Raw genomic sequence first — 22,902 nt, forward strand, 5'->3', positions numbered from 1 at the left:
AACCGCACGCCGCTGGTGCCGCAGGACCGTTTCGCCATCGGCGGGCGCTACACGGTGCGCGGCTTCGACGGGGAGACCAGCCTGATGGCCGAGCGCGGCTGGCTCGTGCGCAACGACGTGGGCTGGGCGATGGGAGCGAGCGGCGCGGAACTCTACGCGGGGCTGGACTACGGCCACGTGGGCGGCGCGAGCGTGAAGTACCTGCTGGGCAACCACCTGGCCGGCGCCGTGATCGGCGTGCGCGGCGCCTTCAAGCGCCTGAGCTACGACGTGTTCGTCGGTGCGCCGGTGTGGAAGCCCGAGGGGTACCGCACGGGCAGGGTCACGGGCGGGGTCAATCTGAATGTGAGTTTTTGAGCGGACTTCGCATGACGGCGCTTAAAGAACCCACCTCCCCTCAGGTGGCCGGTGAGCCCGCACTTCAGGTGCGAGCGGAAGCGGCCGTCCTGCAATGCCTTGAAACCGCGGCACCTTTGCGCGCAGGTGCACCGCTCACCGGCCTGCCTGCGACCTTGTCCCGCTGGGCGACCGGCATGCTCGTCAGCGCGGGATGCCTTGAATTCGTGCTTGGCATCACAGCCGTCGTGCTCGTGCAATCCGGCGCAGTCAAGACGCTTTCGCCGGCTGCGCAGCTCTGCATTGCCGGTCTCGTATTGGCGGCCGCGCTTGCCATCGGCGCGATGCTGCTTCAGACCGCCTCCGGCGTGCTGGGCATTCTCTCCACCTGGAAGCGGCCGATGGCGCATTTCCCGCAAGAGATGGCACACGACATGGCGGAGGTGGGAAAGCTTGCATGCTTCCCACTCGACGCACTTTTCAGGACGCAGGAATGGCTGGACTGGCGAATTCGCCGCTTGGAGCGGCGTCGAAATCTGCTGATCGGCTCTCCCGACAAGGTGGCCCTCCTTTCCATCATGGTCGGTGGATGGGCCGCCTACAGAGAGCTGTCTGCGTTTGTCAGCAGCGGGGGCTGGCCTTCGATGGCGGTCATCTTCGTCGCTGCTTTCCTGGCCGGCATGTCTGTCGGAGGGATGCTGCAAGCGGTGTTGCTGCAGCATTTCGAATACATGCGCGACGTCTTGCATATGGCCATCAGGCGCAAGGAGAGCAGGTTGCCGGATCGACGACACCTGAATTGACTTTTCCGAGAGCGATGGGCCACCAGACAGAGTGGCGAACGCCAGCGCGCACAATGCCCGCATGTGGACCGCGCTCACCGACAGCCTCTGTGACCTGGGCGAATCGCCCTTCTGGCATCCGCAGGAGCGCTCGCTCTACTGGCTCGACATCGCAGGCTGCCAGGTGCTGCGCACGCGCGGGCCCATCGGCGCCGGCGTGCAGGTCGAGCGCTGGCCGCTGCCGCAGGCGCCCGGCTGCATGGCCCCGGCCAGGCGCGGCGGGCTGGTGATCGCGCTGCGCGACGGCATCTACCGGGCGCACGCGTGGGGCGGGCCGCTGGCGCGCATGGCCGCCGCGGCGCACGACGGCGCCACGATGCGCTTCAACGACGGCAAGTGCGATCCGCTGGGCCGCTTCTGGGCCGGCTCGATCAACGAGGCGAAGACCGGGCGCAACGCCGCGCTGTACTGCCTCGACCCGCGCGCCGCCGGCGCCGCGCTCGAACCCAAGGCCGGCGACGCGATGACCGCCAACGGCCTGGCCTTCGGCGCCGGCACGCTGTACTGGACCGACACCCCCTCGCACACCATCCGCGCCTACCCCTGGGAGCCCGAGGCCAACCGCCTCGGCCCGCCGCGCGCGTGGCGCCGCTTCGACGCGAAGCAGGAGGGCGCGCCCTACGGCGGCCGGCCCGACGGCGCCACGCTCGACGCGCAGGGCCGCTACTGGGTGGCGATGTACGAGGGCGCGCAGGTGCTGTGCCTCGACGGCGCCGGCGGCGGCACCCTCGCTGCGCTGCCCGTGCCGGTGCAGTGCCCCACCATGCCCTGCTTCGGCGGCGACGACCTGCGCACGCTGTTCGTCACCTCGGCCCGCAAGGGCCGGCCGGCCGAAGAGCTGGCGCGGCAGCCCGATGCCGGCCGCGTGCTGATGCAGCGCGCGGACGAACCCGGCCGGCCGGTGGACTTCTTCGACGACTGAACGGCCGGCCGCTGTCCCCCATGTCCTTCCGCGCCATCCCGCCCATCCACTGCCTCGTGACCTTCGAGACGCTGGCCCGCCTGCGCAGCGTCAGCCGCGCGGCGGACGAGCTGTGCGTGACCGCCAGCGCCGTGAGCCACCGCGTGCGTCAACTGGAGGCGCACGTGGGCCTGCGCCTGTTCTCGCGCGGCGACTTCTCGCTCACCGCCGAAGGCGTGGCCTACCTGGCGCAGGTGCGCACCGGCCTGGCGGCGCTGCAGCACCTGCCGGCCCGCCGCGGCGGCGAGGAGACCACGCGGCTGAAGGTGGCGCTCACGCCGACCTATGCGCGCACCTACGTGATGCCGCGGCTGGAGACCTTCCGCACCGCCTACCCGGAGGTGGAGCTGACGCTGCAGGTGTCCATCCCGCTGCTGAACGTGACGGCCGAGGACGCCGACCTGGAGGTGCGCTTCGGCACCGGCGGCTACACCGACCGCGAGTACCGCGTGGTCGCCGCCGGCGAGGTCACGCCGGCCTGCAGCCCGGCCTTCCTGGCCGAGCACGGGCCCTTCGACGGCTTCGAGACGGCCGACGAGCTGCGCCAGGCGCGCCTGATCCGCAGCCCGCTGGAGCCCTGGAGCACCTGGTTCGCCGCCTGCGGCCTGCCGCTGCGCGAGCCCGACGCCGGCGCGCAGTTCAACGACCTGGGCCTGGTGTACGACGCGGCGGCGGCCGGCTTCGGCGTCGCGCTGGTGCGGCTGGACATGGGCGCCGCCTGGTTCGACAGCGGCCGGCTGCAGCGCCTGTCGCGCCGCGCGGTGCCCTCGCCCAACGCCAACTACATCTGCTGGAAGCCCGGCACGCTGGAGCGCTGGGAGTGCGCGGCCTTCGTCGACTGGCTGGTGCAGGGGCCCGGGCCAACGCCGGCCGCCGCACAAAAGCTCAACGCGGGCTGAAAAAACTTCACGGCGGGGCGGCCGGCCCGCCCGGCGGGGCGGGCGGACAATACCCGGCGCGCACGCCCGAAGAGAAGAGACACGCAAGCAAGGAACCCGCGATGAACGCCCCCCTCAACCCCGGACAGCAAGGCGCCCTCGGCCGCGCCGAGCGGCAGTCGCAGATCGTGCGGGCGCTGGCCGCGCACCTGCCGGCCCATGCGCTGCTGTGGCAGGCCGAGGACACGGTGCCCTACGAGTGCGACGGCCTCACCGCCTACCGCCAGCGCCCGCTGGTGGTGGCCCTGCCCGAGACCGAGGCGCAGGTGGCCGCGGTGCTGAGGAGCTGCCACGCGCTCGGCGTGCCGGTGGTGGCGCGCGGCGCGGGCACGGGCCTGTCGGGCGGCGCGATGCCGCATGCGGAGGGCGTCACGCTGTCGCTCGCCAAGTTCAACCGCATCCTGAAGATCGACCCGGTGGCGCGCACGGCCGTCGTGCAGTGCGGCGTGCGCAACCTCGCCATCAGCGAGGCGGCGGCGCCCTACGGCCTGTACTACGCGCCCGACCCGTCGAGCCAGATCGCCTGCACCATCGGCGGCAACGTGGCCGAGAACTCCGGCGGCGTGCACTGCCTGAAGTACGGCCTGACGCTGCACAACGTGCTGCGCGTGCGCGGCTTCACCGCCGAGGGCGAGGCGGTCGAGTTCGGCAGCGAGGCGCTGGACTGCGCGGGCCTGGACCTGCTGCCGCTGGTCGTCGGCAGCGAGGGCATGCTGGCCGTCACCGTCGAGGTGACGGTGAAGCTCGTGCCCAAGCCGCAGCTCGCGCGCTGCATCATGGCCAGCTTCGACGACATCCAGAAGGCCGGCGACGCGGTGGCTGCGGTCATCGCGGCCGGCATCATCCCGGCCGGGCTGGAGATGATGGACAAGCCCATGACCCGCGCCGTCGAGGACTTCGTGCGCGCCGGCTACGACCTCGACGCCGAGGCCATCCTGCTGTGCGAGTCCGACGGCACGCCGGAAGAGGTCGAGGAAGAGATCGGCCGCATGACCGAGGTGTTGCGCGGCTGCGGCGCCACCGCCATCGCGGTGAGCGAGAGCGAGGAGGAGCGCCTGAAGTTCTGGAGCGGGCGCAAGAACGCCTTCCCCGCCTCGGGCCGCATCAGCCCCGACTACATGTGCCTCGATTCGACCATCCCGCGCAAGCGCCTGGCCGACATCCTGATCGCCATCCAGCAGATGGAGAAGAAGTACAACCTGCGCTGCTGCAACGTCTTCCACGCCGGCGACGGCAACCTGCACCCGCTGGTGCTGTTCGACGCCAACGACCCCGACGAACTGCACCGCTGCGAACTCTTCGGCGCCGACATCCTGGAGACCAGCGTGGCGATGGGCGGCACCGTCAGCGGCGAGCACGGCGTGGGCGTGGAGAAGCTCAACAGCATGTGCGTGCAGTTCACGCCCGAGGAGAACGCGCAGATGCTGGCCGTCAAGGCCGCCTTCGACCCGGCCGGGCTGCTCAACCCCGGCAAGGTGATTCCCTCGCTGGTGCGCTGCGCCGAGTACGGCAAGCAGGTGGTGCGCGGCGGCGTGCTGCCGCATCCCGACCTGCCCCGTTTCTGAGATGGCTGCCCTGAACGAATTCATCGACCGCATCCGCGCCGCCGCCGAGCGGCGCACGCCGCTGCGCATCCGCGGCGGCGGCAGCAAGGACTTCCACGGCGCCTCGTTGGAAGGCGAGCTGCTCGACACCGCGCCGCTGGCCGGCGTCGTCAGCTACGAGCCGAGCGAGCTGGTCGTCACCGTGGGCGCCGGCACGCCGCTGCACGCGCTGGAAGCGGTGCTGGCCGAACGGCGCCAGTGCCTGCCCTTCGAGCCGCCGCACTTCGCGCACGTGCCCGGCGCGGGGCCGGCCACCGTCGGAGGCATGGTGGCCTGCGGGCTGTCGGGCCCGTCGCGCGCCAGCGTCGGTTGCGTGCGCGACTACGTGCTTGGCGCCGCGATGGTCAACGGCCGCGGCGAGCACCTGCGCTTCGGCGGTACGGTGATGAAGAACGTGGCGGGCTACGACGTCTCGCGCGTGCTGGCGGGCTCGATGGGGCAGCTCGGGCTGATCACCGAGGTGAGCCTGAAGGTGCTGCCCGTGCCGCCGGCCGAGGCCACGCTGGAATTCGCCTGCACGCAGGCCGAGACGCTGCGCCTCGTCAACGGCTGGGGCGGGCAGCCCTGGCCGCTCAACGCCAGCGCCTGGCAGGCTTCGGGCGAAGGCCCCGACGGCGTGCTCTGGCTGCGCCTGCGCGGCGCGGTGGCGGCCGTGGAATCGGCCTGCCGCCACCTGGGCGGCGAGCGCCGCGCGCACCCGCATGCGGCCGAGGACTGGGCGGCGCTGCGCGACCAGCGGCTGCTCTTCTTCGCCGATGCGAAGGCCAAGGGGCTGGCGCTGTGGCGCGTGTCGGTGCCGCAGACGGCGCCGGTGCTGGCGCTGCCGGGCCAACCGCTGGTCGAGTGGCATGGCGGCCTGCGCTGGTACGCGCTGCCGGCCGGCCACGCCGCCGCGGTGCGCGAGGCGGCGCGCGCCGCCGGCGGGCACGCGACGCTCTTCCTCGCTGCCGCCGCCGGCGGCCGGGACGAGCCGCGCTTCGACACGCCGAGCCCGGCGCTCGCGCGCATCCACCAGGCGCTGCGCGAGCGCTTCGATCCCGCCGGCGTCTTCAACCCCGGCCGCCTCGCCGCCTGAAGCCGTGCGACGCCTGCGCTACCTCACCGACCGCCACCGCGCGCCCTCCACCAACCGGGTGCTGGGCCTGCTGCTGGCCTTCAACGCGGGCGCGATGAACGCGGGCGGCTTCCTGGTGCTGCACATGTACACCTCGCACATGACCGGCTTCGCCTCGCAGGTGGCCGATGCCATCGTGCTGGGGCAGACCACGCTGCTGCTCAACGCGCTGGGCGCCATCCTCGCCTTCGTGTGCGGCGCGGCCGTGGCGGCCATCCAGATCAACTGGGGCCGCCAGCACCGCCTGCGCCATCCCTACGCGCTGCCGCTGCTGTTCGAGGCGGCGCTGATGCTGCCCTTCGGGCTCATGGGCGCCATCACGCTGGGCTGGCACACGCCCTTCGCGGTGCCGCTCACCGTGCTGCTGCTGAGCTTCATCATGGGCCTGCAGAACGCGCTGGCGGCCAAGACCTCCGCCGGCAAGGTGCGCACCACGCACATGACGGGCAACCTCACCGACCTGGGCATCGAGCTGGGCAAGATGCTCTACTGGAACCGGCACGGCCGCCCCGCCGGCCAGCTGGTGCGCCACAACGCGCCGCGGCTGCGCCTGTTCGGCGGGCTGGTGCTGATGTTCGTGGCCGGCGGCCTGGCCGGCGCGGCGGGCTTCAAGTGGCTCGGCTTCATCTGCGTGCTGCCGCTGGCGGCGCTGCTGCTGTCGCTGTCGCTGCCGCCCTTCCTCGACGACGTGCGCCGCTCGCGCGAGCTGCGCCAGGCCCTGCAGGCGGTGGCCGACACGCTGCGCCTGCGCCGGCGCAAGACACCGCCGCCCGGCGACACGCCCGAGCCGCCCGCCGCCTGATTCCCCCACGAGAAGACCATGCAAACCGAACTGGCCCCCGAGTTCCAGGGCACCGACGCCGGCCGCGAGGCCGAGGCCATCCTGCGCAAGTGCGTGCACTGCGGCTTCTGCACCGCCACCTGCCCCACCTACCAGTTGCTGGGCGACGAGCTGGACGGCCCGCGCGGGCGCATCTACCTCATCAAGCAGGTGCTCGAAGGCAAGGAGCCCACGCGCGCCACGCAACTGCACCTGGACCGGTGCCTGACCTGCCGCAACTGCGAGTCCACCTGCCCGAGCGGCGTGCAGTACGGCCACCTGGTCGACATCGGCCGGCAGGTGGTCGAGGAGAAGGTGCCCCGCCCGGCGGGCGAGCGCGCGCTGCGCTGGCTGCTCAAGGAGGGCCTGCCCTCGCCGCTGTTCGCGCCGGCGATGAAGCTCGGCCAGGCGGTGCGCGGCGTGCTGCCGGCCAAGCTCAGGGCCAAGGTGCCCGCGCCGCAGGCGGCCGGCCTGTGGCCCACCCGCACGCATGCGCGCAAGGTGCTGCTGCTGGCCGGCTGCGTGCAGCCGGCGATGGCGCCCAACATCAACGCCGCCACCGCGCGCGTGCTCGACGCCGCGGGCATCGAGTGCGTGGTGCCGCCCGAGGCCGGCTGCTGCGGCGCGGTGAAGTTCCACCTCAACGACCAGGACGGCGGCCGCGCCCAGATGCGCGCCAACATCGACGCCTGGTGGCCGCACGTCGAGCGCGGCGAGGTGGAGGCGATCGTGATGAACGCGTCCGGCTGCGGCGTCACCGTGCGCGAGTACGGCCACGCGCTGGCGCACGACGCGGCCTACGCCGACAAGGCGCGCCGCGTGAGCGAACTCACCCGCGACCTGGGCGAACTGCTGCCCGGCCTGGTGCCGCAGCTCAAGGGCCGCGTGCACGCCCTCGCGGGCGTGGTGGCCTACCACCCGCCCTGCACGCTGCAGCATGGGCAGAAGCTGCGCGGCGGCGTCGAGGCGGGCCTGCGCGCGCTGGGCTTCGACGTGCAGGTGGCGATGAACGAATCGCACCTGTGCTGCGGTTCGGCCGGCACCTACTCGGTGCTGCAGCCCGGGCTGGCCTACCCGCTGCGCGACCGCAAGCTGGGCCACCTGCAGCAACTGCAGCCCGCGGCGATCGCCTCGGCCAACATCGGCTGCATCACCCACCTGCAAAGCGGCACGGAAGTGCCGGTGCGGCACTGGGTCGAGCTGCTGGACGCCGCGCTGGCGCCGGCCTGAAGGCGCGCTGTGGTCCGACGCGCGCCGGCGCGGGCCCGTACTAAGGTGGCAGGGTGTTCGTCACCGGAGGCGACTGCCATGCCGCTGCGTTCCTTTCATCTGTTGGCCGTGTCCGCCGGGCTGCTGGCCGCCGCGTGTGCGGCGCAGGCCCAGACCCAGGCGCCGCTGCCGGCCATGCACGGCGAGGGCGCCGTGCGCTGGGCCTGCGGCGGCATCGGCTCGGACGAATCCACCGCCATGCGCGCGGCGATGGCCTCGCATCCGCTGTCGCTGCTGTTCGCACGCGCCGACGGCGCCTACCTGGCCAGCGTCGACGTGCAGATCCAGGGCGCCGCCTCGGCCCGGCTGCGCGCCGGCGGGCCCGTGTGCCTGATCGACCTGCCCGCGGGCAAATACACCGTGCAGGCCACGCTCGAGGGCGTGACCAGGAGCCAGTCCGTCACCGTGGGCGGCGGGCCGCGCACGCTGGACTTCCGGTTCTGACGCGGTCCTTGTGCTCGGTCCATCCACCCCCGTTCACGCTGAGCTTGTCGAAGCGCGGCGCCGGGCTTCGACAGGCTCAGCCTGAACGGGTGAGGGCGCTCAGGCCGCCTCCAGCGCGGCCTCGATGTCGCGGGCGAGGGTCGCCGGCGCGTCCAGCGGCGCATAGCGGCGGATCACCGCGCCGTCGCGCCCGACCAGGAACTTGGTGAAGTTCCACTTGATGGCCGTGCTGCCCAGCAGGCCCGGCTTCTCCTTCACGAGCCAGCGGTACAGCGGGTCGGCGCCGGGGCCGTTGACCTCGATCTTGGACATCATCGGGAAGCTCACGCCGTAGTTCTTCTGGCAGAAGGCGCCGATCTCGTCGTTGCTGCCCGGGTCCTGGTTGCCGAACTGGTTGCTCGGGAAGCCCAGCACCGCGAAGCCGCGTTCCCTGTAGCGCTCGTACAGGTCTTCCAGCCCGCCGAACTGCGGGGTGAAGCCGCAGTGGCTGGCCGTGTTCACGATCAGCAGCACCTGCCCCTTGAAGCGCGCGAGCGGCACCTGCTCGCCGTCGATCTGCCGGACCTCGAAGTCGTAGATGCTGCCTGCCATGGCGGCCTCCGCGGGGAAAGAGTGGACGATCCGGCCATTGTGCGCCCGGCGGCGCTCAATGGTGCTTGTCGGTGCGGGCGATGCGCAGGAGCTGGATCACTTCGCGCGGGTAGCGCCGCAGCGTGCGCCAGTACCAGAGCTGGATCAGCACCATCACCCCCGCCACCACCAGCCCGAAGGCGGAGATGGCGCCGTAGGCCGACAGGCCGAACCAGGTGCAGGCGCTGTAGAAGGCGCCCAGCAGCAGGATGCAGGCCTGCTCGTTGAAGTTCTGCACGGCGATGGAGCGGCCCGCGCCCATCAGGTTGTGGCCACGGTGCTGCAGCCGCGCGTTCATCGGCACCACGACGAAGCCGCCCAGGCCGCCCAGCAGCATCAGGAAGGGGATGGCCACCCACACGTTGCCGACGAAGTTCATGCACACCACCAGCAGGCCCATCGCCACCCCCAGGGGGATGACGCGGGTGGCGATGTCCAGCCGCATGCGCGCCGAGGCCACCACCGCGCCCACCGCCGTGCCCACGGCCAGCACGCCCGTCAGCGCCGAGGCCTGCGTCGTGCCGTAGCCCAGCGCCACGGCCGCCCAGGGCAGCACGATGTACTTGAGGTTGCCGCTGGCGCCCCAGAACAGCGTGGTGGTGGCCAGCGAGATCTGGCCGAGCTTGTCCTTCCACAGCCGCTCGTTGCAGCGCCAGAAGTCGGGCAGCAGGCCCAGCAGGTTGCGCAGCAGGCCGTGCTGCGGGTTGGCGCGCAGCGGGCGCATCTCCACGCCGGTGTGCGGGATGCGCGTGTTGAACCACGCCGCCAGCGCATACACCGCGATCAGCACCGTGATGGCCGCCTCCGGCGGCGTGTCGATGCCGGTGTCGATCACCGGGAAGTCGAAGGCCAGCAGGTGGCTGGACAGCGCATGCCCCACGAGCTGCCCGCCCAGCACGATCCCCAGGATGATCGAGGCGATGGTCAGCCCCTCGATCCAGCCGTTGGCCTTGACCAGCTGCGAGGCCGGCAGCAGCTCGGTGAGGATGCCGTACTTGGCCGGCGAGTAGGCCGCCGCGCCCAGCCCCACGATCGCGTAGGCCAGCAAGGGATGCCCGCCGAACAGCATGGCCACGCAACCCACCGCCTTGATGGCGTTGCTGATGAACATGACCTTGCCCTTGGGCAGCGCGTCGGCGAAGGCGCCCACCAGCGGTGCCAGCGCCACGTAGAAGATCGCGAAGATGGGCACCAGCGCGGCGCGCTGCCACTCGGCGGCGCCGGCCAAGCGCAGCAGCTCGACGGCGGCGACGAACAGCGCCTGGTCGGCCAGCGACGAGAAGAACTGCGCCGCCATGATCGTGTAGAAGCCGCGCTTCATCGGGGCGCTCCCGGAGCGAGGCTGCGCCTGCCCCGTCCCCGGGGGAGGACATGACGGCTTGGGGCGGCCCGGCGTTTTCTTCTTGAGATGCGGAACAGGCCGGGCGGCACGGGGCGGGCAGTGGGGGAGAGTCGTCGGAACCGCCGCCGGCGCCGCGCCGTGTGCGCTGCCGTCTCGCCTGGGGAGGGGACGACGGCCGCGCGGAATGCGGGTACCGATGGGGCAGGGGTGCGTGGTTATAGCATGGGGGTGCGGTGCCAAAATGACCGCAGGCACCCCTTGTTCAGTGGGTGTTTTCCCTCGCACGCCGAACGTCCTTTCATGCCTCGCCCGATCCTCTGCACCATCCATCCCGGCGCGCTGCGCCACAACCTGGAGCGCGTGCGGCGCGCGGTGCGCGAGTCGCGCGTGTGGGCGGTGGTCAAGGCCAATGCCTACGGCCACGGCATCGAGCGCGTGTACGACGCGCTGCGCGGCGCCGACGGCTTCGCGCTGCTGGACCTGGCCGAGGCCGAGCGCGTGCGCGCCCTCGGCTGGCGCGGCCCGATCCTGCTGCTGGAGGGCGTGTTCGAGCCGCGCGACCTGGAGCTGTGCTCGCGCCTCGGGCTGTGGCATGCGGTGCACTGCGACGAGCAGATCGACTGGCTGGCCGCCCACAAGACGCAGCAGCCGCACCGCGTCTTCCTCAAGATGAACTCGGGCATGAACCGCCTGGGCTTCGCGCCCGCGCGCATGCGTGCGGCGTGGACGCGCCTGGCAGCGCTGCCGCAGGTGGAGGAGGTCTCGCTGATGATGCACTTCAGCGATGCCGACGGCCCCAGGGGCATCGACGCGGCCATGGCCGCCTTCGACGAAGCCACGCGCGAGCTGCCCGGCGAACGCAGCCTGGCCAACAGCGCCGCCGTGCTGCGCCATGCCGAGGCCACCCGGGCCGACTGGGTGCGCCCCGGCATCGTGCTGTACGGCGGCTCGCCCGACCATCCCGAGCACGACGCCGCCCACTGGCAGCTGCAGCCCACCATGACGCTGGCCACGCGGCTGATCGGCGTGCAGGCGCTGGACGCCGGCGACACGGTGGGCTACGGCTCGCGCTTCACCGCCGAGGCGCCGATGCGCATCGGCGTCGCCGCGGTGGGCTACGCCGACGGCTACCCGCGCCACGCACCCACCGGCACGCCCGTGCTGGTGAACGGCGTGCGCACCCGCGTGGTGGGGCGCGTGAGCATGGACATGCTCGCGGTCGACCTCGACCCCGTGCCCGGCGCCGCGCTCGGCAGCGAGGTTGTGCTGTGGGGCCGCAGCGCCGGCACCGGTGCCGTGCTGCCCATCGACGAGGTGGCGCAGTCCTGCGGCACCATCGGCTACGAGCTGATGTGCGCGGTGGCGCCGCGCGTGCCCTTCGCCGTCGAAGACAACGGCGGATGAAGGTCTTCTCCAACTGGCGCTCCGTGCGCCTGTGGGAGACGCAGGTCGAGCGCGACCTGCACCGCCGCCACGCGCTGCGCGTGCACGGCCTGGCCATCGGCACGCTCACGCTGCTGGTCATGTGGGCGGCCTCGGCGCTGCTGATGTGGGCGGGCGTCGATGCGCTGGCGCTGCGCTATGCCGTGGCACTGGGACTGGGCTACCTGGCGTACCTCGGCATCCTGCGCTGGTGGGCGCAGCGGCTGGTGCGCGACGAGGACGACCGCAGCAGCGGCTGGGGCGACGGCATCGACCTTCCCGGCGAACTGCCGCTGCCGCGCCCGCCGTCCGGCGGCGGGCAGGCGCCGGCCTCTTCTTTCCGCAGCGGCGGCGGAGGCGACTACGCGGGCGGCGGCAGCTCGGGCGACTTCGCCGCGCCCGACGCCGACGCGGGCGGCACCGGCCTGGGCGACCTGGCCGGCGATGCGCTGGGCGCGGCCGCCGGCGCCGACGAGGGCGCCGTCGTCGTGGTGCCGGTGGTGGCTGTCTTCCTGATCGGCGCGGCGGTGCTGTTCGGCGCCGGCGCGCTGGTGCTGGTGTACTTCGGCTCCGAGGCGCTGCTCGCGGTGGCGATCGAGATCGCCTTCTCCTACGCCTCGGCGCGCACCGCGGTGCGGGTGGCGCGCGAGGGCTGGCTGGGCGCGGCCGTGCGCCTGACGTGGAAGCCGCTGCTGGGCGCGCTGGCCTGCGCGGTCGTCCTGGGCATCGCGCTGGACCGCTTCATGCCGCAGGCCGGTTCGCTGCCGCAGGCGGTGCGCCTGCTCACCGGCCGCGGCTGAGGGGCGCAGGCGTCAATCCAGCCGGATGTTCTTGGCCCGGATGATCTTGCCCCACAGGGCGTACTCCGCCTCGATGGTCTGGGCCATCTCCCGGGACGAGCCGCCCACCGGCTCCGAGCCGAAATCGCGGATGCGCTTCTGCATGTCGGGCAGTTGCGTGATCCTCGCGAACTCGGACTGAAGCTTCGCGAGCACCGCCGTCGGCGTGCCCGCGGGAGCCCAGACGCCCTGCCAGCCCAGGAGATCGAAGCCCGGGATCGCCTCCGACATCGTCGGTACGTTCGGCAGCGCCGCCAGGCGCTTGGGCGTGGTCACCGCCAGCGCCTTCGTCTTGCCGCTCGCGGCGAAGGGAATGGCGGAGGGGAAGGGCTCGAAGACCATGGCCACCTGGCCGCCCATCACGTCCGTCAACTGGCCCTGCTTGTAGGGCACGTGGAGGAACTCCGTGCGCGTCTGCTCCTGGATGATCTCGAAGGCCAGGTGCGACGCGGTGCCGGGGCCGTAGCTCGCGTAGGCCACCTTGCCCGGATGCTTCTTCGCGTAGGCGATGGTCTGCGCGAGGTCGGCGGCAGGGAAGTCGTTGTTCGCCAGCAGGATGTAGCCGGTCGTCAGGGTGATGGAGACCGGCGCCATGTCCTTGCGCATGTCGTAGCCCAGCTTGCCGAACAGGTGCGGGTTCATGGTCGGGATCTGGTTGTACGCGTACAGCAGCGTGTGGCCGTCGGCCGGCGCGTGGGCGACCGACTCGGCGCCGATGTTGCCGGAGGCGCCCGGCTTGTTGTCGACCAGGAACTGCTGGCCCAGGGCGCGGCTCAGGTGGTCGGCGTACAGGCGTGCCATGACGTCGGGGCCCGAGCCGGCCGGCGCCGGCACGATGATCTTGACGGGCTTGCTGGGGTAGGCCCCCTGCGCGCCTGCGGAACCGGCCACGGCGGCGAGCGCCCCGGCCAGCACGAGGCCCCGGCGGGTGATGTCCATGCGTGTTGTCTCCAGGTATTTCTTCTGCATCCCGGACGGATGCTCAGGCGGCCAGCTTGTCGCGCTGGAAGATGCCGGCTTCGATCAGGCGCTCGATGCCGGCGGGAGAGATCTCCGCGGCCGGCGCGTTGCCCCCGATCATGCCGAGCAGCAGGCCCTCGGCCTCGCCCTCGGGCGGCTTCACGCACTCGAAGCGGCGCTGCACGCCGACGGGAAACGCGATGAAGTCGAGCGGCTCCAGCAGGAGGTGATCGTCGCCCTGGTCGCCCTCCCACTCCAGCTTCCACGTGCCCTTCATGACCATGAAGGTCTCGACCGTGTCGTGGGTGTGCATCAGCACGCCCTTGCCCGGCGCGGCGGCGATGAACGAGACGCCGAAGCCGGCCTGCAGGTGCGACACCCGCGCCTTGGCCCGGTCGCCGAAGGGCGAGAACTGGCCGTCGCCCTTGGGCTGGTCGAAGCCCAGGACGTTGAGGAAGGCGCGCCGGCAGTCGGGCAGCTGCATGTCGGGCAGGCCCGTCTCGCAGCGCTGGAGGTCCGCGAAACGCGCCACGCAGGCGAGCATGTCGGCGGTGGTGGGCTTGGTGGTCTGGATCGGCATGGTTCTGCGGGAGGTCGGGGGAAGTCCGATTCGAGCATCCCGGCCTGCGGGCCACAATCAGCCGCGTGCAATGTCCGAATAAGCCAAGCTGATGCCCGCGTGAAGAGAAGCAACATCAACCTCCTGATCTGCCTCGATGCGCTTCTGACCGAGCGCTCCGTGACGCGTGCGGCGCAGCGCCTGGAGATGAGCCAGCCGGGCATGAGCAACGCGCTGTCGCGCCTGCGCGAGCTGACCGGCGACCCGCTGCTGGTGCGCTCCGGCAACGCGCTGATCCTGACGGAGCGCGCGCATGCCCTGGCCCGCAAGGTCCGGGAGGGCATCGAGCTGATGGACGAGATCTTCGCCAACGAGGGGCCGCTGGAGCTGGCCAGCGCCACCGGGATGGTGACGGTGGCCGCCGCCGACTCGATGGGCATGGCGGTCGTGCCGGCCCTGTCGCAGCGGCTGGCGGAATCGGCGCCGCACGTGACGCTGAACGTGCGCCAGCCCGATCCAGACCATCTGCGCGAGTGGCTGAGCGAAGGAGAGTGCGACCTCGCCATCGGGCACTTTCCGGACCTCCATCCGGACCTGCGCAGCACGCCCCTGTTCCCCCAGCCGCTGTCGTGCATGCGGGCGAAGGCCACCGCGGACGAGCCGCTGACGCTCGACGCGTACCTGCGCAGGACCCACGTCGTGTTCGGCTCGCCCTTCTCGCCGCGCTCCACGATCGAGCAGACGATCGGCCGGGCGCTCGCCGCCGCGGGGCTCGACCGGCCGCGCACCGTGCGCGTCTCGTCGGTGCTGGTCATCCCCTACATCGTGGCGGGCTCGCAGCACGTCGCGACGCTGCCGACGTGGATGTGCCGGCACTTCGCCGGCTTCCTCGACCTGGACGTCTCGCCGGTGCCGGTCGAGCTGCCGCAGATCCAGAACGTGATGGTGTGGCACGAGCGCACGCACCGGCAGGCGCTGCACGCCTGGGTGCGGGACACGGTCCGCGCCATCGCGCCGGGAGAGGCGGCCACGGGCATCGACATCCGGACGGTGCCGTAGCCAAGCCGGCGCAATGCCGCCATTGCGCGGGCTTGATGGCGCGAACGCCCCGGTGCGGCTACCGTGGTGCGATGTTCGAATGGACCGACATGCAGGAGCAGCGCGACGGCGTGCGCTGCCGCGTCTTCAGGCCGCGGGGCGAGGGCCGTCTCGCCTCGGCGGCGATGTACGACAGGCCCGGCACGCAGCCCGGAGAGCGCGCGCCGGTGCTGCTGGTGCAGCACGGCGGGAGCAGCTCCAAGACCGGCGTGGACGTGTGGGACGCGGCGATGGAATTCGCGGGCCGGCTGGGCTGGCGGGTCGTGGCGCTCGACGGCCCGGTGCACGGCGCCAGGACGCCGCCCGGCGAGCCCGACGAAGGGCCGGCGAACCGGGCGAGGTTCTTCCACGTGTGGGAGCACGACCCCGGCCACGTGGGCGCGCACGTCGCGCGCTGGCAGGCGCTGATCGACGAGCTGGCGCATGCGCTGCCCGGCAGCGGGCTGCATTGGCTCGGCGTCTCGATGGGCACCGCCTACGGGCTGCCGCTGCTGGCCGTGGAGCGCCGCGTGTCCCGTGCCGTGCTGGGCATGTGGGGCACCAGCTTCGTCCAGTCGGCGCGGCTGCTCGACGACGCGCGCGCGGTGCGGTGCCCGGTCCTGTTCCAGCAGAAGTGGGACGACGAACTGTTCACCCGCGAAGGGCAGCTCGCGCTGTTCGACGCGCTGGGCACCGTCGACAAGCGGCTGCAGGCGTTCGTCGGCGGCCACGTGCGGATCGCCGGCGAGCAGATGCGCGAGATCGTGCGCTTTCTTTCCCGGCCGCAGGCGGCCGGGGCGCCGTGAAGGCGCGCGGGCGGACCTGCGCAGCTAGCTGGAGCGCGCGCCGTACAGGCCGAGTTCCTGCGCCTGCAGCCGCGCCAGGCCCAGCAGCGCATCGGTGAAGGGCGTGTGCAGCCCCACGCCCTGGCCCAGCTCGCGCACGGCCGACACCAGCGCATCGAGCTCCACCGCGCGGCCGGCCTCCACGTCCTGCAGCATCGAGGTCTTGAAGGGGCCGAGCTTGCGCGTGACGTTGTGGCGGTCTTCCGGGCTCTCGGCGATGGGCACGCCGATGCGCTCGCCGATCTCCCTGGCCTCCAGCATCACCGCGGAGATGAAGCCGCGCACCAGGTCGTCGCCCAGGATCCGGTCGGTCGTCGCGCCCGTCAGCGCGCTGACGGGGTTGACCGTCATGTTGCCCCACAGCTTGTACCAGACGTCCTTCTGGATCTGCGGCGACACGCTGGCCTGGACACCCCCGCGCGCCAGCAGCTCGGCCAGGCGCTGCACGCGCGGCGTGGCCTCGCCCGAGGGCTCGCCCAGGATCAGGCCGCTGCCGAAGTGGTGGCGCACCACGCCGGGCGCGTCCAGCGAGCAGCTGCAGTGCACCACGCCGCCGATCACGTGGCGCGAGGGGATCGCCTCGGCGATGGCGCCGGCGGGGTCCACCGCCGTCAGCCGGCGCCCGGCCAGCGGGCCGCCGAAGCCGCCTTCGAGGAACCACCAGGGCACGCCGTTCATGGCGGTGAGCACCGTGGTGTCGGGCCCGATCAGCGGCCCGATGCGTGCGGCCACCGCCTCCAGCGCCGGCGCCTTCACGGCCACCACCACCAGGTCCTGCGGGCCGAGGTCGGCCGGGTCCTCCACCGCGTGGACCGGCACGCGCTCGCGCACGTCCGCGCCGCCTTCGTCCCTGCGCACCAGCGTCAGGCCGTCCTGGCGCAGCGCGGCCAGCGTGGCGCCGCGCGCCACCACGTTCGGCCGCTGGCCGGCGCGGGCCAGCGCGGCGCCGATCCAGCCGCCGATCGCGCCGGCGCCGTAGATGCAGGCTTTCATGGCGGCGCTCAGTCGCGGTAGGAGGGGTCGATGCGGTCCACCTGGCGCACCAGGGCGTCGAACACGTCCTGCCCGGCGCCGTGGCTCGGGTCGAACTGAAGCGCGTCGCGCGTGCACTTCTCGGCGACGGCCTCGCTCACCGGGATGGCGCGGCCCATCGAGAAGGTCGCCATCTGGATCTCGCAGGCACGCTGCAGCGTCCACAGGATGGCGAAGGTCTGCGGCAGCGTGTGGCCCCAGGCCAGCAGGCCGTGGTTGCGCAGGATCACGGCCTGCCTGTCGCCGATGCTGCGGATCACGCGCGGGCCTTCGTCGGCATGGATGGTGATGCCCTCGAAGTCGTGGTACGCCACCATGCCGTGCAGCTGGGCCGAGTAGAAGTTGGTCTGCTGCAGGCCGCCTTCCAGGCAGGCCACGGCCACGCCGGCGGTGGTGTGGGTGTGCATGACGCAGTGCGCGTCGGGCACGCCGTCGTGGATGGCCGCGTGCAGCACGAAGCCGGCCGGGTTGACGCGGTGCGTCGAGCCGTCGAGCACGCGCCCGGCGAGGTCGATCTTGACCAGGTTGCTCGCCGTGACCTCGCTGTAGTGCAGCCCGAAGGGGTTGATGAGGAACTGCTTCTCGCCGCCGGTCACGCTGTCGGGCAGCCGCACCGTGATGTGGTTGTAGATCATCTCCGTCCACCCCAGCATCGCGAAGATGCGGTAGCAGGCCGCGAGCTGCACGCGCGCGGCGCGCTCGTCGGGGTGGATGGGCGGATGGACCAGCGCCTGGGAGGGTGCGGCAGCGGAGAGGCGATTCATGGAGACTCCTATCGGTTGCCCCGATCAAGTGGCCGCGGAGCAGGCCGTGCGGGAACATCCGCGGGACCGGCTTGGCCGGACCGCAGGATGTGCCCCCTTGAGGGGGTTGGCGGAGCGGAACGAAGTCCGCGAAGACTGGGGGTGGTCATGCCTCCGCGGTGAAGCCCACCTGCTTGACGATGGGCGCCCACTTGGCGGTGTCCTTCTTCACGAACTCGGCCAGCTCCGCGGGCGAGGAGGACATCGCCTCCAGCCCGAAGGTGCCCAGCCCGTCGATCACGTCCTTGTGCGCCAGCGCGGCCTTCATGCCGGCGTTCAGGCGCGCCACCACGTCGGGCGAGGCCTTGGCCGGCAGGAAGAAGGCGAACCACTCGCTGTGCGCCATGTCGATGCCCTGCTCCTTGAGCGTGGGCACGTCGGGCGCGAAGCGGTTGCGCTTCTCGCCCGAGGTGGCGAGGATGCGCACCTTGCCCGACTGCAGGTGCTGCGTGATGTCGCCGATCGGGCCCGAGACGGCCGAGATGTTGCCGCCCAGCAGGTCGAGCATGGCCGGCTGCGTGCCGCGGTAGGCGGCGTGCTTGAGTTCCACGCCGGCGCTCTTGCCGATCAGCGCGCCGACGAAGTGCGGCGTGGAGCCCGCCGCCGGCGAGCCGAAGTTGGCGCCGGCCGGGTTGGCCTTGGCCCAGGCCAGGAAGTCCTTGACCGACTTCACCTCGGCCGGCACCGCGGGGCCGACGGCGAAGCCGAAGTCGAACACGCAGCCCACGCTCACCGGCGTCAGGTCGGCCACCGGGTCGTACGGCAGCTTCTTGTAGATGTGCGGATAGATGGTGAGCATCGACGTCGGCGTCTGCAGGATCGTCGCGCCGTCGGCCGGGCGGCCCTTGACGTACTGGATGGCGATCTGGCCGCCGGCGCCGGTGCGGTTCTCGACCACCACCGCCTTGGCGTAGTCCGGCTGCAGCTTCTGGCCCACCCGGCGGCAGATGGTGTCGGAGGTGCCGCCGGCGGCGAAGCCGGTGACGATGGTGGCGGTCTCGATGCCTGCCTGGGCGAAGGCGCGCTGGCCGAGGCCGGCCAGCAGGGCGGACGCGCCGGTGGCTTGCAGCAGATGGCGGCGGTGGATCATGGCGAGGGGTCTCCGTCTGGATGGGGTGGTTCAGGATGCGTCGCGCAGCCAGGTCACGGCCCCCGAGTGGGTGACCGCGCCCTGGTGCGCCGGCCGCACGGTGAGCGCGTATTTTTCCAGCAGCCCCCCGCGGGGCGCCCCCTCGTTTACACCCGCTTTTTGATTCAATCGCATCACTATTTCCTCGGCCGGAAGCGCCACCGTGATGCTGCGCGCGCCGGGGCGTGCGTCGATGGCGATGCGGTCGCCGTCGCGCAGCGCCGCGATGGGCCCGCCCGCCGCCGCCTCGGGCCCGGCGTAGCCGATGCACAGCCCGCGCGTGGCGCCGGAGAAGCGCCCGTCGGTCAGCAGCGCCACCTTGTCGCCCATGCCCTGGCCGTACAGCAGCGCGGTGATGCCCAGCATCTCGCGCATGCCGGGGCTGCCCTTGGGCCCCTCGTTGCGGATGACGATGACGTCGCCGGCCTGGTAGCGGCGGTTCTGCACCGCGGCCTGCGCCTCTTCCTCGTTCTCGAACACGCGGGCCGGGCCCTCGTGCACCAGGGTCTTCAGGCCGGCCGTCTTGAGCAGTGCGCCGTCGGGGCACAGGTTGCCTTTGAGCACCGTGAGGCCGCCGTCGGGACTGATCGGCTCGCCGGCGCGGCGCACCACCTCGCCGTCGGGTTCGGCGCAGCCGGCCAGCTCCTCGGCCAGCGTGCGGCCGGTCCAGGTGAGCGCGTCGCCGTGCAGGTGGCCCTGGTCGAGCAGCGCGCGCAGCACCACGCCGGCGCCGCCGATGCTGTAGACGTCGCGCGCCAGGTACTTGCCGCCGGGGCTCAGGTTGGCGATGAGCGGCGTGCGCGCGAACACCTCGGCCACGTCGTCCAGGTGGAAGCGGATGCCGGCCTCGTGCGCGATGGCGGGGATGTGCAGCGCGGCGTTGGTCGAACCGCCGGTGGCGCAGACCACGGCGCAGGCGTTCTCCAGCGCCTGGCGCGTCACGATGTCGCGCGGCAGCGGGCCGCCGCCTTCCAGGCTGGCGGACACGGCGCGCATCAGCTGCTTCGCGGCGCGGCGCATCAGCGGGGCGCGCTCGCTGTAGACGGCCGGCACCATGCTGGAGCCGATCGGCGCCAGGCCCAGCGCCTCGCTCACCATGCCCATGGTGTTGGCGGTGAACTGGCCGGCGCAGGAGCCGGCGGTGGGCAGGCAGGCGCGGCTCATCGTCTCCAGTTCCTCGGCCGTGGCCTCGCCGGCGAGCAGCTTTCCGATGGTCTCGTAGGTGTCGACCACGTTCAGGTCGCGCCCGTGCGGGCCGATGCGCCCCGGCAGCGCGGCGCCGCCGTGCACGAACACGCCCGGCACGTTGCAGCGCACGATGCCCATCATCAGGCCCGGCAGGTTCTTGTCGCAGGCGCCGATGGCGAAGACGCCGTCCCACTGGTGGCCGCGCACCGAGGCTTCGACGCTGTCGGCGATCAGCTCGCGCGAGATCAGCGAGAAGCGCATGCCCGAGTGCGCCATCGTCAGGCCGTCGCTCACCGACACCACCGGGCACTCGTGCGGGGTGCCGCCGGCGGCGTAGATGCCGGTCTTGGCGTGCTGCGCCTGCTCGCGCAGGTTGAGGTTGCACGGGCTCATCTCGCCGCCGGTGTGGAATACGCCGACGTGCGGCCGCGCGATGTCCTCGTCGTCCTGCCCCAGCGCGCGCAGGAAGGCGCGCGTGGTGGCGCGGATGGTGCCGGTGTGGATGGTGGCCGAGCGCGGCGGCAGGGCCGTCTTCTTCGTGGGGTCGGTCATTCGCAGGTCAGTAGGTCGCGCCGCGCGTTGCCGGGGCCGGCGCGGCGCTGCCGTCGCCCTTGAAGCGGGCGGCCAGCGTGGCCGTGCCGCGGGCCAGCAGGTTCGTGTCCAGCCCCACGGCGACGAACAGCGCGCCCTGCTTCAGGTACTCGCGCGCCAGCGCCTCGTCGGGCGTCAGGATGCCGGGGGCCTTGCCGGCCGCGCGGATGCGGCGGATGGCGTCGGCGATGGCGGCCTGCACGTCCGGGTGCCCTGCGTTGCCAGGGTGGCCCATCGAGGCCGAGAGGTCGGCCGGGCCGATGAACACGCCGTCCACGCCGTCCACGGCGGCGATGGCGTCCAGGTTGTCCAGCGCCTCGCGCGTCTCGGCCTGCACCAGCAGGCCGATCTGCGCGTTGGCGGCGGTGGCGTAGTCGGTGTAGCGGCCCCAGCGCGAGGCGCGCGCGCCGCCCATGCCGCGCACGCCGGCCGGCGCGTAGCGCGTGGCGCGCACGATGGCCTCGGCCTGCGCGGCGGTGTCCACCATCGGCACCAGCAGGGTCTGCACGCCGAGGTCGAGGTACTGCTTGATGAGCGCCGTGCCGGCGTCGCCGTGGCCCAGCGGCACGCGGGCGATGGCGTGCGAATCGGGGTACGCGGCGATGGCCTGCGCCTGCGCCAGCACGCTGGCCAGGCCGTTGGGCGAGTGCTCGCCGTCGATCAGCAGCCAGTCGAAGCCGGCGCCGGCGCAGATCTCGGCGCTGTAGGCATCGGCCAGGCCCAGCCACAGGCCGATCTGCGGACGGCGCTCGGCCAGGGCGGTCTTGAAGCGGTTCTCGGGGGTCTTCATGGTGGTTTCAGGCAAAACGGAAGCTGATGGAACCCAGCGGGCCGTAGTCCGCATGGAAGGTGTCGCCGCGCTGCGCGTTGACGGGCCGGGTGAAGGAGCCGCCCAGCACCACCTCGCCGGCTTCCAGGTGCTCGTCCCACGGCGCCAGCTTGTTGGCCAGCCAGGCGACGCCGTTGGCCGGGTGGTTGAGCACCGCGGCGGCCACGCCCGATTCCTCGATCACGCCGTTCCTGAACAGCAGCGCGGACACCCAGCGCAGGTCCACCGCGTCGGGCCGCACGGGGCGCCCGCCGGTCACGATGCCGGCGTTGGCGGCGTTGTCGCTGATCGTGTCGAAGACCTTGCGCGGCGCCTTGGTGTGACGGTCGAACTGCTCGATGCGCGCGTCGATGATCTCGATGGCGGGCACCACCCAGTCGGTGGCGGCCAGCACGTCGTACAGCGTCACGCCGGGGCCCTTCAGCGGCCTGCCGAGGATGAAGGCCAGTTCCACCTCGATGCGCGGCGCGATGAAGCGCTCGAAGGGGATGTCGCCGCCGCTCTCGAAGAACATGTCGTCCAGCAGCGTGCCGTAGTCGGGCTCGTCGATCTGGCTGGAGACCTGCATGGCGCGCGAGGTCAGGCCGATCTTGTGGCCCCTGACGGTGCGGCCCTCGGCCAGCTTGCGCTTCACCCAGGCGCGCGAGACGGCGTAGCCGTCCTCGATCGTCATGTCGGGGAAGCGCTTGGAGAAATGCTCGACCTGCACGCGCGAGCGTTCGCTCTCGTGCAGTTCGGCGGCCAGCTGTTCGATGGCGGAGGCGGGGAGCATCGCGGGGTCAGCCTTTGTTGAAAAGGGGGTGCAGGTTGCTGTGCTTGCCGTCGTACACCTGCCCGGGACTCTCGTCGATCTGCAGCGTGCAGCCCATGAGCTGCCGGTCGAAGATGGGGGCGAAATGGGCGCGGACGGCGGCCAGCAGATCATCGCCGGCCTTGCGCTTCACCGCATCGGAACGCCCTGTGCCCATGCGCAGGTTCAGGTAGACGAAGGCGTAGTCGTCCCGGCCGTCGGCCACGGCGAAATGCGCCGCCGGGAAGGCCAGCACGCGCGTACCGCCGGTGGGGAAGACCTGGCGGCCGTCCTCGTCGCGCTGTTCGAGCATGACGTCGGCCAGCGTGCGGCACAGGGCCGTCATGTCGGTGCGGGCTTCGAGGTTGGGGGTGTAGAGGATGACCAGGTGGGGCATGGCAGTGTGTTCAGCGTTGGAGGCGCGCGCCGTGGCCGGGGGCCTGGGGCGCGGGCTCATGGTGGGGCGGTCGGCGCGTTGCGCCGACTGCGCTGCGGTGCTCGGCCAGGGGCGGCGCTGCACAACTCACTGCGCGCTCCT

The 22,902-nt window shown here is 72.1% G+C and carries 24 protein-coding genes; 13 read left to right on the plus strand and 11 right to left on the minus strand.

Going from position 1 to position 22,902, the window contains the following annotated elements; all coding sequences use genetic code 11:
* The 9 genes from Q392_RS33475 to Q392_RS23255 all read left to right on the plus strand — a co-directional run.
* Positions 1-357, plus strand: a 357-nt coding sequence (locus Q392_RS33475) for a ShlB/FhaC/HecB family hemolysin secretion/activation protein (RefSeq protein ID WP_038211684.1), incomplete at its 5' end; no start/stop codon positions are given.
* Between the two features lie 11 nt (positions 358-368).
* A complete protein-coding gene (locus Q392_RS23220) occupies positions 369-1,139 on the plus strand; it encodes a hypothetical protein (RefSeq protein WP_157008166.1) in 771 nt (256 codons plus the stop codon).
* Positions 1,140-1,200: 61 nt separating this feature from the next.
* The gene (locus Q392_RS23225) at positions 1,201-2,100 is read left to right on the plus strand and encodes an SMP-30/gluconolactonase/LRE family protein (protein ID WP_038213216.1); all 900 of its coding nucleotides are present in this window, start codon (positions 1,201-1,203) and stop codon (positions 2,098-2,100) included.
* Positions 2,101-2,120: 20 nt separating this feature from the next.
* Positions 2,121-3,038, plus strand: a complete 918-nt coding sequence (locus Q392_RS23230) for a LysR substrate-binding domain-containing protein (protein WP_051953884.1) — start codon at positions 2,121-2,123, stop codon at positions 3,036-3,038.
* Positions 3,039-3,139: 101 nt separating this feature from the next.
* On the plus strand, positions 3,140-4,642 hold the full coding sequence (locus Q392_RS23235; protein ID WP_038213161.1) for an FAD-linked oxidase C-terminal domain-containing protein: 1,503 nt from the start codon (positions 3,140-3,142) through the stop codon (positions 4,640-4,642).
* Position 4,643: 1 nt separating this feature from the next.
* A complete protein-coding gene (glcE, locus tag Q392_RS23240) occupies positions 4,644-5,756 on the plus strand; it encodes a glycolate oxidase subunit GlcE (protein WP_038213162.1) in 1,113 nt (370 codons plus the stop codon).
* A 4-nt stretch (positions 5,757-5,760) separates the two neighbouring features.
* Positions 5,761-6,597 carry a YoaK family protein gene (locus tag Q392_RS23245; RefSeq protein ID WP_084217348.1) on the plus strand — a complete coding sequence of 279 codons (837 nt, stop codon included), beginning with the start codon at positions 5,761-5,763 and terminating at the stop codon, positions 6,595-6,597.
* A gap of 18 nt (positions 6,598-6,615) precedes the next feature.
* Positions 6,616-7,845, plus strand: coding sequence for a glycolate oxidase subunit GlcF (gene glcF, locus Q392_RS23250; RefSeq protein ID WP_038213166.1), 1,230 nt, complete (start codon positions 6,616-6,618; stop codon positions 7,843-7,845).
* A 78-nt stretch (positions 7,846-7,923) separates the two neighbouring features.
* Positions 7,924-8,328 carry a hypothetical protein gene (locus tag Q392_RS23255; protein ID WP_038213169.1) on the plus strand — a complete coding sequence of 135 codons (405 nt, stop codon included), beginning with the start codon at positions 7,924-7,926 and terminating at the stop codon, positions 8,326-8,328.
* A 99-nt stretch (positions 8,329-8,427) separates the two neighbouring features.
* Here the strand turns inward: Q392_RS23255 and Q392_RS23260 are convergent, their stop codons facing one another.
* Positions 8,428-8,919, minus strand: coding sequence for a glutathione peroxidase (locus Q392_RS23260; RefSeq protein WP_038213172.1), 492 nt, complete (start codon positions 8,917-8,919; stop codon positions 8,428-8,430).
* A 55-nt stretch (positions 8,920-8,974) separates the two neighbouring features.
* Positions 8,975-10,279 carry a lysophospholipid transporter LplT gene (gene lplT / locus Q392_RS23265; RefSeq protein WP_038213173.1) on the minus strand — a complete coding sequence of 435 codons (1,305 nt, stop codon included), beginning with the start codon at positions 10,277-10,279 and terminating at the stop codon, positions 8,975-8,977.
* Positions 10,280-10,600: 321 nt separating this feature from the next.
* On the opposite strand from lplT, the gene alr reads away from it, so the two are divergent.
* Together alr and Q392_RS23275 are read left to right on the plus strand one after the other, a co-directional pair.
* Complete coding sequence (alr, locus tag Q392_RS23270; protein WP_038213176.1) at positions 10,601-11,704, plus strand: alanine racemase; 1,104 nt, start codon at positions 10,601-10,603, stop codon at positions 11,702-11,704.
* The gene (locus Q392_RS23275) at positions 11,701-12,522 is read left to right on the plus strand and encodes a hypothetical protein (RefSeq protein WP_038213179.1); all 822 of its coding nucleotides are present in this window, start codon (positions 11,701-11,703) and stop codon (positions 12,520-12,522) included. Before alr ends, Q392_RS23275 begins: the two co-directional genes overlap by 4 nt.
* A gap of 12 nt (positions 12,523-12,534) precedes the next feature.
* On the opposite strand, the gene Q392_RS23280 is transcribed toward Q392_RS23275, so the two are convergent.
* Positions 12,535-13,500, minus strand: coding sequence for a Bug family tripartite tricarboxylate transporter substrate binding protein (locus tag Q392_RS23280; RefSeq protein ID WP_051953885.1), 966 nt, complete (start codon positions 13,498-13,500; stop codon positions 12,535-12,537).
* A 43-nt stretch (positions 13,501-13,543) separates the two neighbouring features.
* Positions 13,544-14,101, minus strand: coding sequence for a cupin domain-containing protein (locus tag Q392_RS33480; protein WP_051953886.1), 558 nt, complete (start codon positions 14,099-14,101; stop codon positions 13,544-13,546).
* Positions 14,102-14,200: 99 nt separating this feature from the next.
* Here Q392_RS33480 and Q392_RS33485 point away from each other — a divergent pair, with 99 nt between their 5' ends.
* Together Q392_RS33485 and Q392_RS31450 are read left to right on the plus strand one after the other, a co-directional pair.
* The gene (locus tag Q392_RS33485; RefSeq protein ID WP_038213183.1) at positions 14,201-15,139 is read left to right on the plus strand and encodes a LysR family transcriptional regulator; all 939 of its coding nucleotides are present in this window, start codon (positions 14,201-14,203) and stop codon (positions 15,137-15,139) included.
* 71 nt (positions 15,140-15,210) lie between these two features.
* Complete coding sequence (locus Q392_RS31450) at positions 15,211-15,963, plus strand: alpha/beta hydrolase (RefSeq protein ID WP_051953887.1); 753 nt, start codon at positions 15,211-15,213, stop codon at positions 15,961-15,963.
* 24 nt (positions 15,964-15,987) lie between these two features.
* Here Q392_RS31450 and Q392_RS23300 read toward each other — a convergent pair whose 3' ends face one another.
* The 7 genes from Q392_RS23300 to Q392_RS23330 all read right to left on the minus strand — a co-directional run bounded on the left by Q392_RS23300 (position 15,988) and on the right by Q392_RS23330 (position 22,761).
* Positions 15,988-16,995: a 2-dehydropantoate 2-reductase gene (locus Q392_RS23300; RefSeq protein ID WP_038213196.1), complete on the minus strand. Its 1,008-nt coding sequence runs from the start codon at positions 16,993-16,995 to the stop codon at positions 15,988-15,990.
* Positions 16,996-17,003: 8 nt separating this feature from the next.
* Positions 17,004-17,798 (minus strand): class II aldolase/adducin family protein, encoded by a 795-nt coding sequence (locus tag Q392_RS23305; protein WP_038213198.1) that lies wholly within the window; start codon positions 17,796-17,798, stop codon positions 17,004-17,006.
* A gap of 145 nt (positions 17,799-17,943) precedes the next feature.
* The gene (locus Q392_RS23310; RefSeq protein WP_038213201.1) at positions 17,944-18,927 is read right to left on the minus strand and encodes a Bug family tripartite tricarboxylate transporter substrate binding protein; all 984 of its coding nucleotides are present in this window, start codon (positions 18,925-18,927) and stop codon (positions 17,944-17,946) included.
* A gap of 30 nt (positions 18,928-18,957) precedes the next feature.
* Positions 18,958-20,706, minus strand: a complete 1,749-nt coding sequence (ilvD, locus tag Q392_RS23315; RefSeq protein WP_038213205.1) for a dihydroxy-acid dehydratase — start codon at positions 20,704-20,706, stop codon at positions 18,958-18,960.
* Positions 20,707-20,713: 7 nt separating this feature from the next.
* Positions 20,714-21,535, minus strand: a complete 822-nt coding sequence (locus Q392_RS23320; RefSeq protein ID WP_038213207.1) for an aldolase/citrate lyase family protein — start codon at positions 21,533-21,535, stop codon at positions 20,714-20,716.
* Between the two features lie 7 nt (positions 21,536-21,542).
* Positions 21,543-22,346, minus strand: coding sequence for a 2-oxo-hept-4-ene-1,7-dioate hydratase (gene hpaH / locus Q392_RS23325; protein ID WP_038213210.1), 804 nt, complete (start codon positions 22,344-22,346; stop codon positions 21,543-21,545).
* Between the two features lie 7 nt (positions 22,347-22,353).
* Positions 22,354-22,761 carry a 5-carboxymethyl-2-hydroxymuconate Delta-isomerase gene (locus Q392_RS23330; RefSeq protein ID WP_038213213.1) on the minus strand — a complete coding sequence of 136 codons (408 nt, stop codon included), beginning with the start codon at positions 22,759-22,761 and terminating at the stop codon, positions 22,354-22,356.
* Between the last annotated feature and the right edge of the window lie 141 nt (positions 22,762-22,902).

The sequence above is a fragment of the Xenophilus azovorans DSM 13620 genome, assembly GCF_000745855.1.
Classification (GTDB): Bacteria; Pseudomonadota; Gammaproteobacteria; order Burkholderiales; family Burkholderiaceae_C; genus Xenophilus; species Xenophilus azovorans.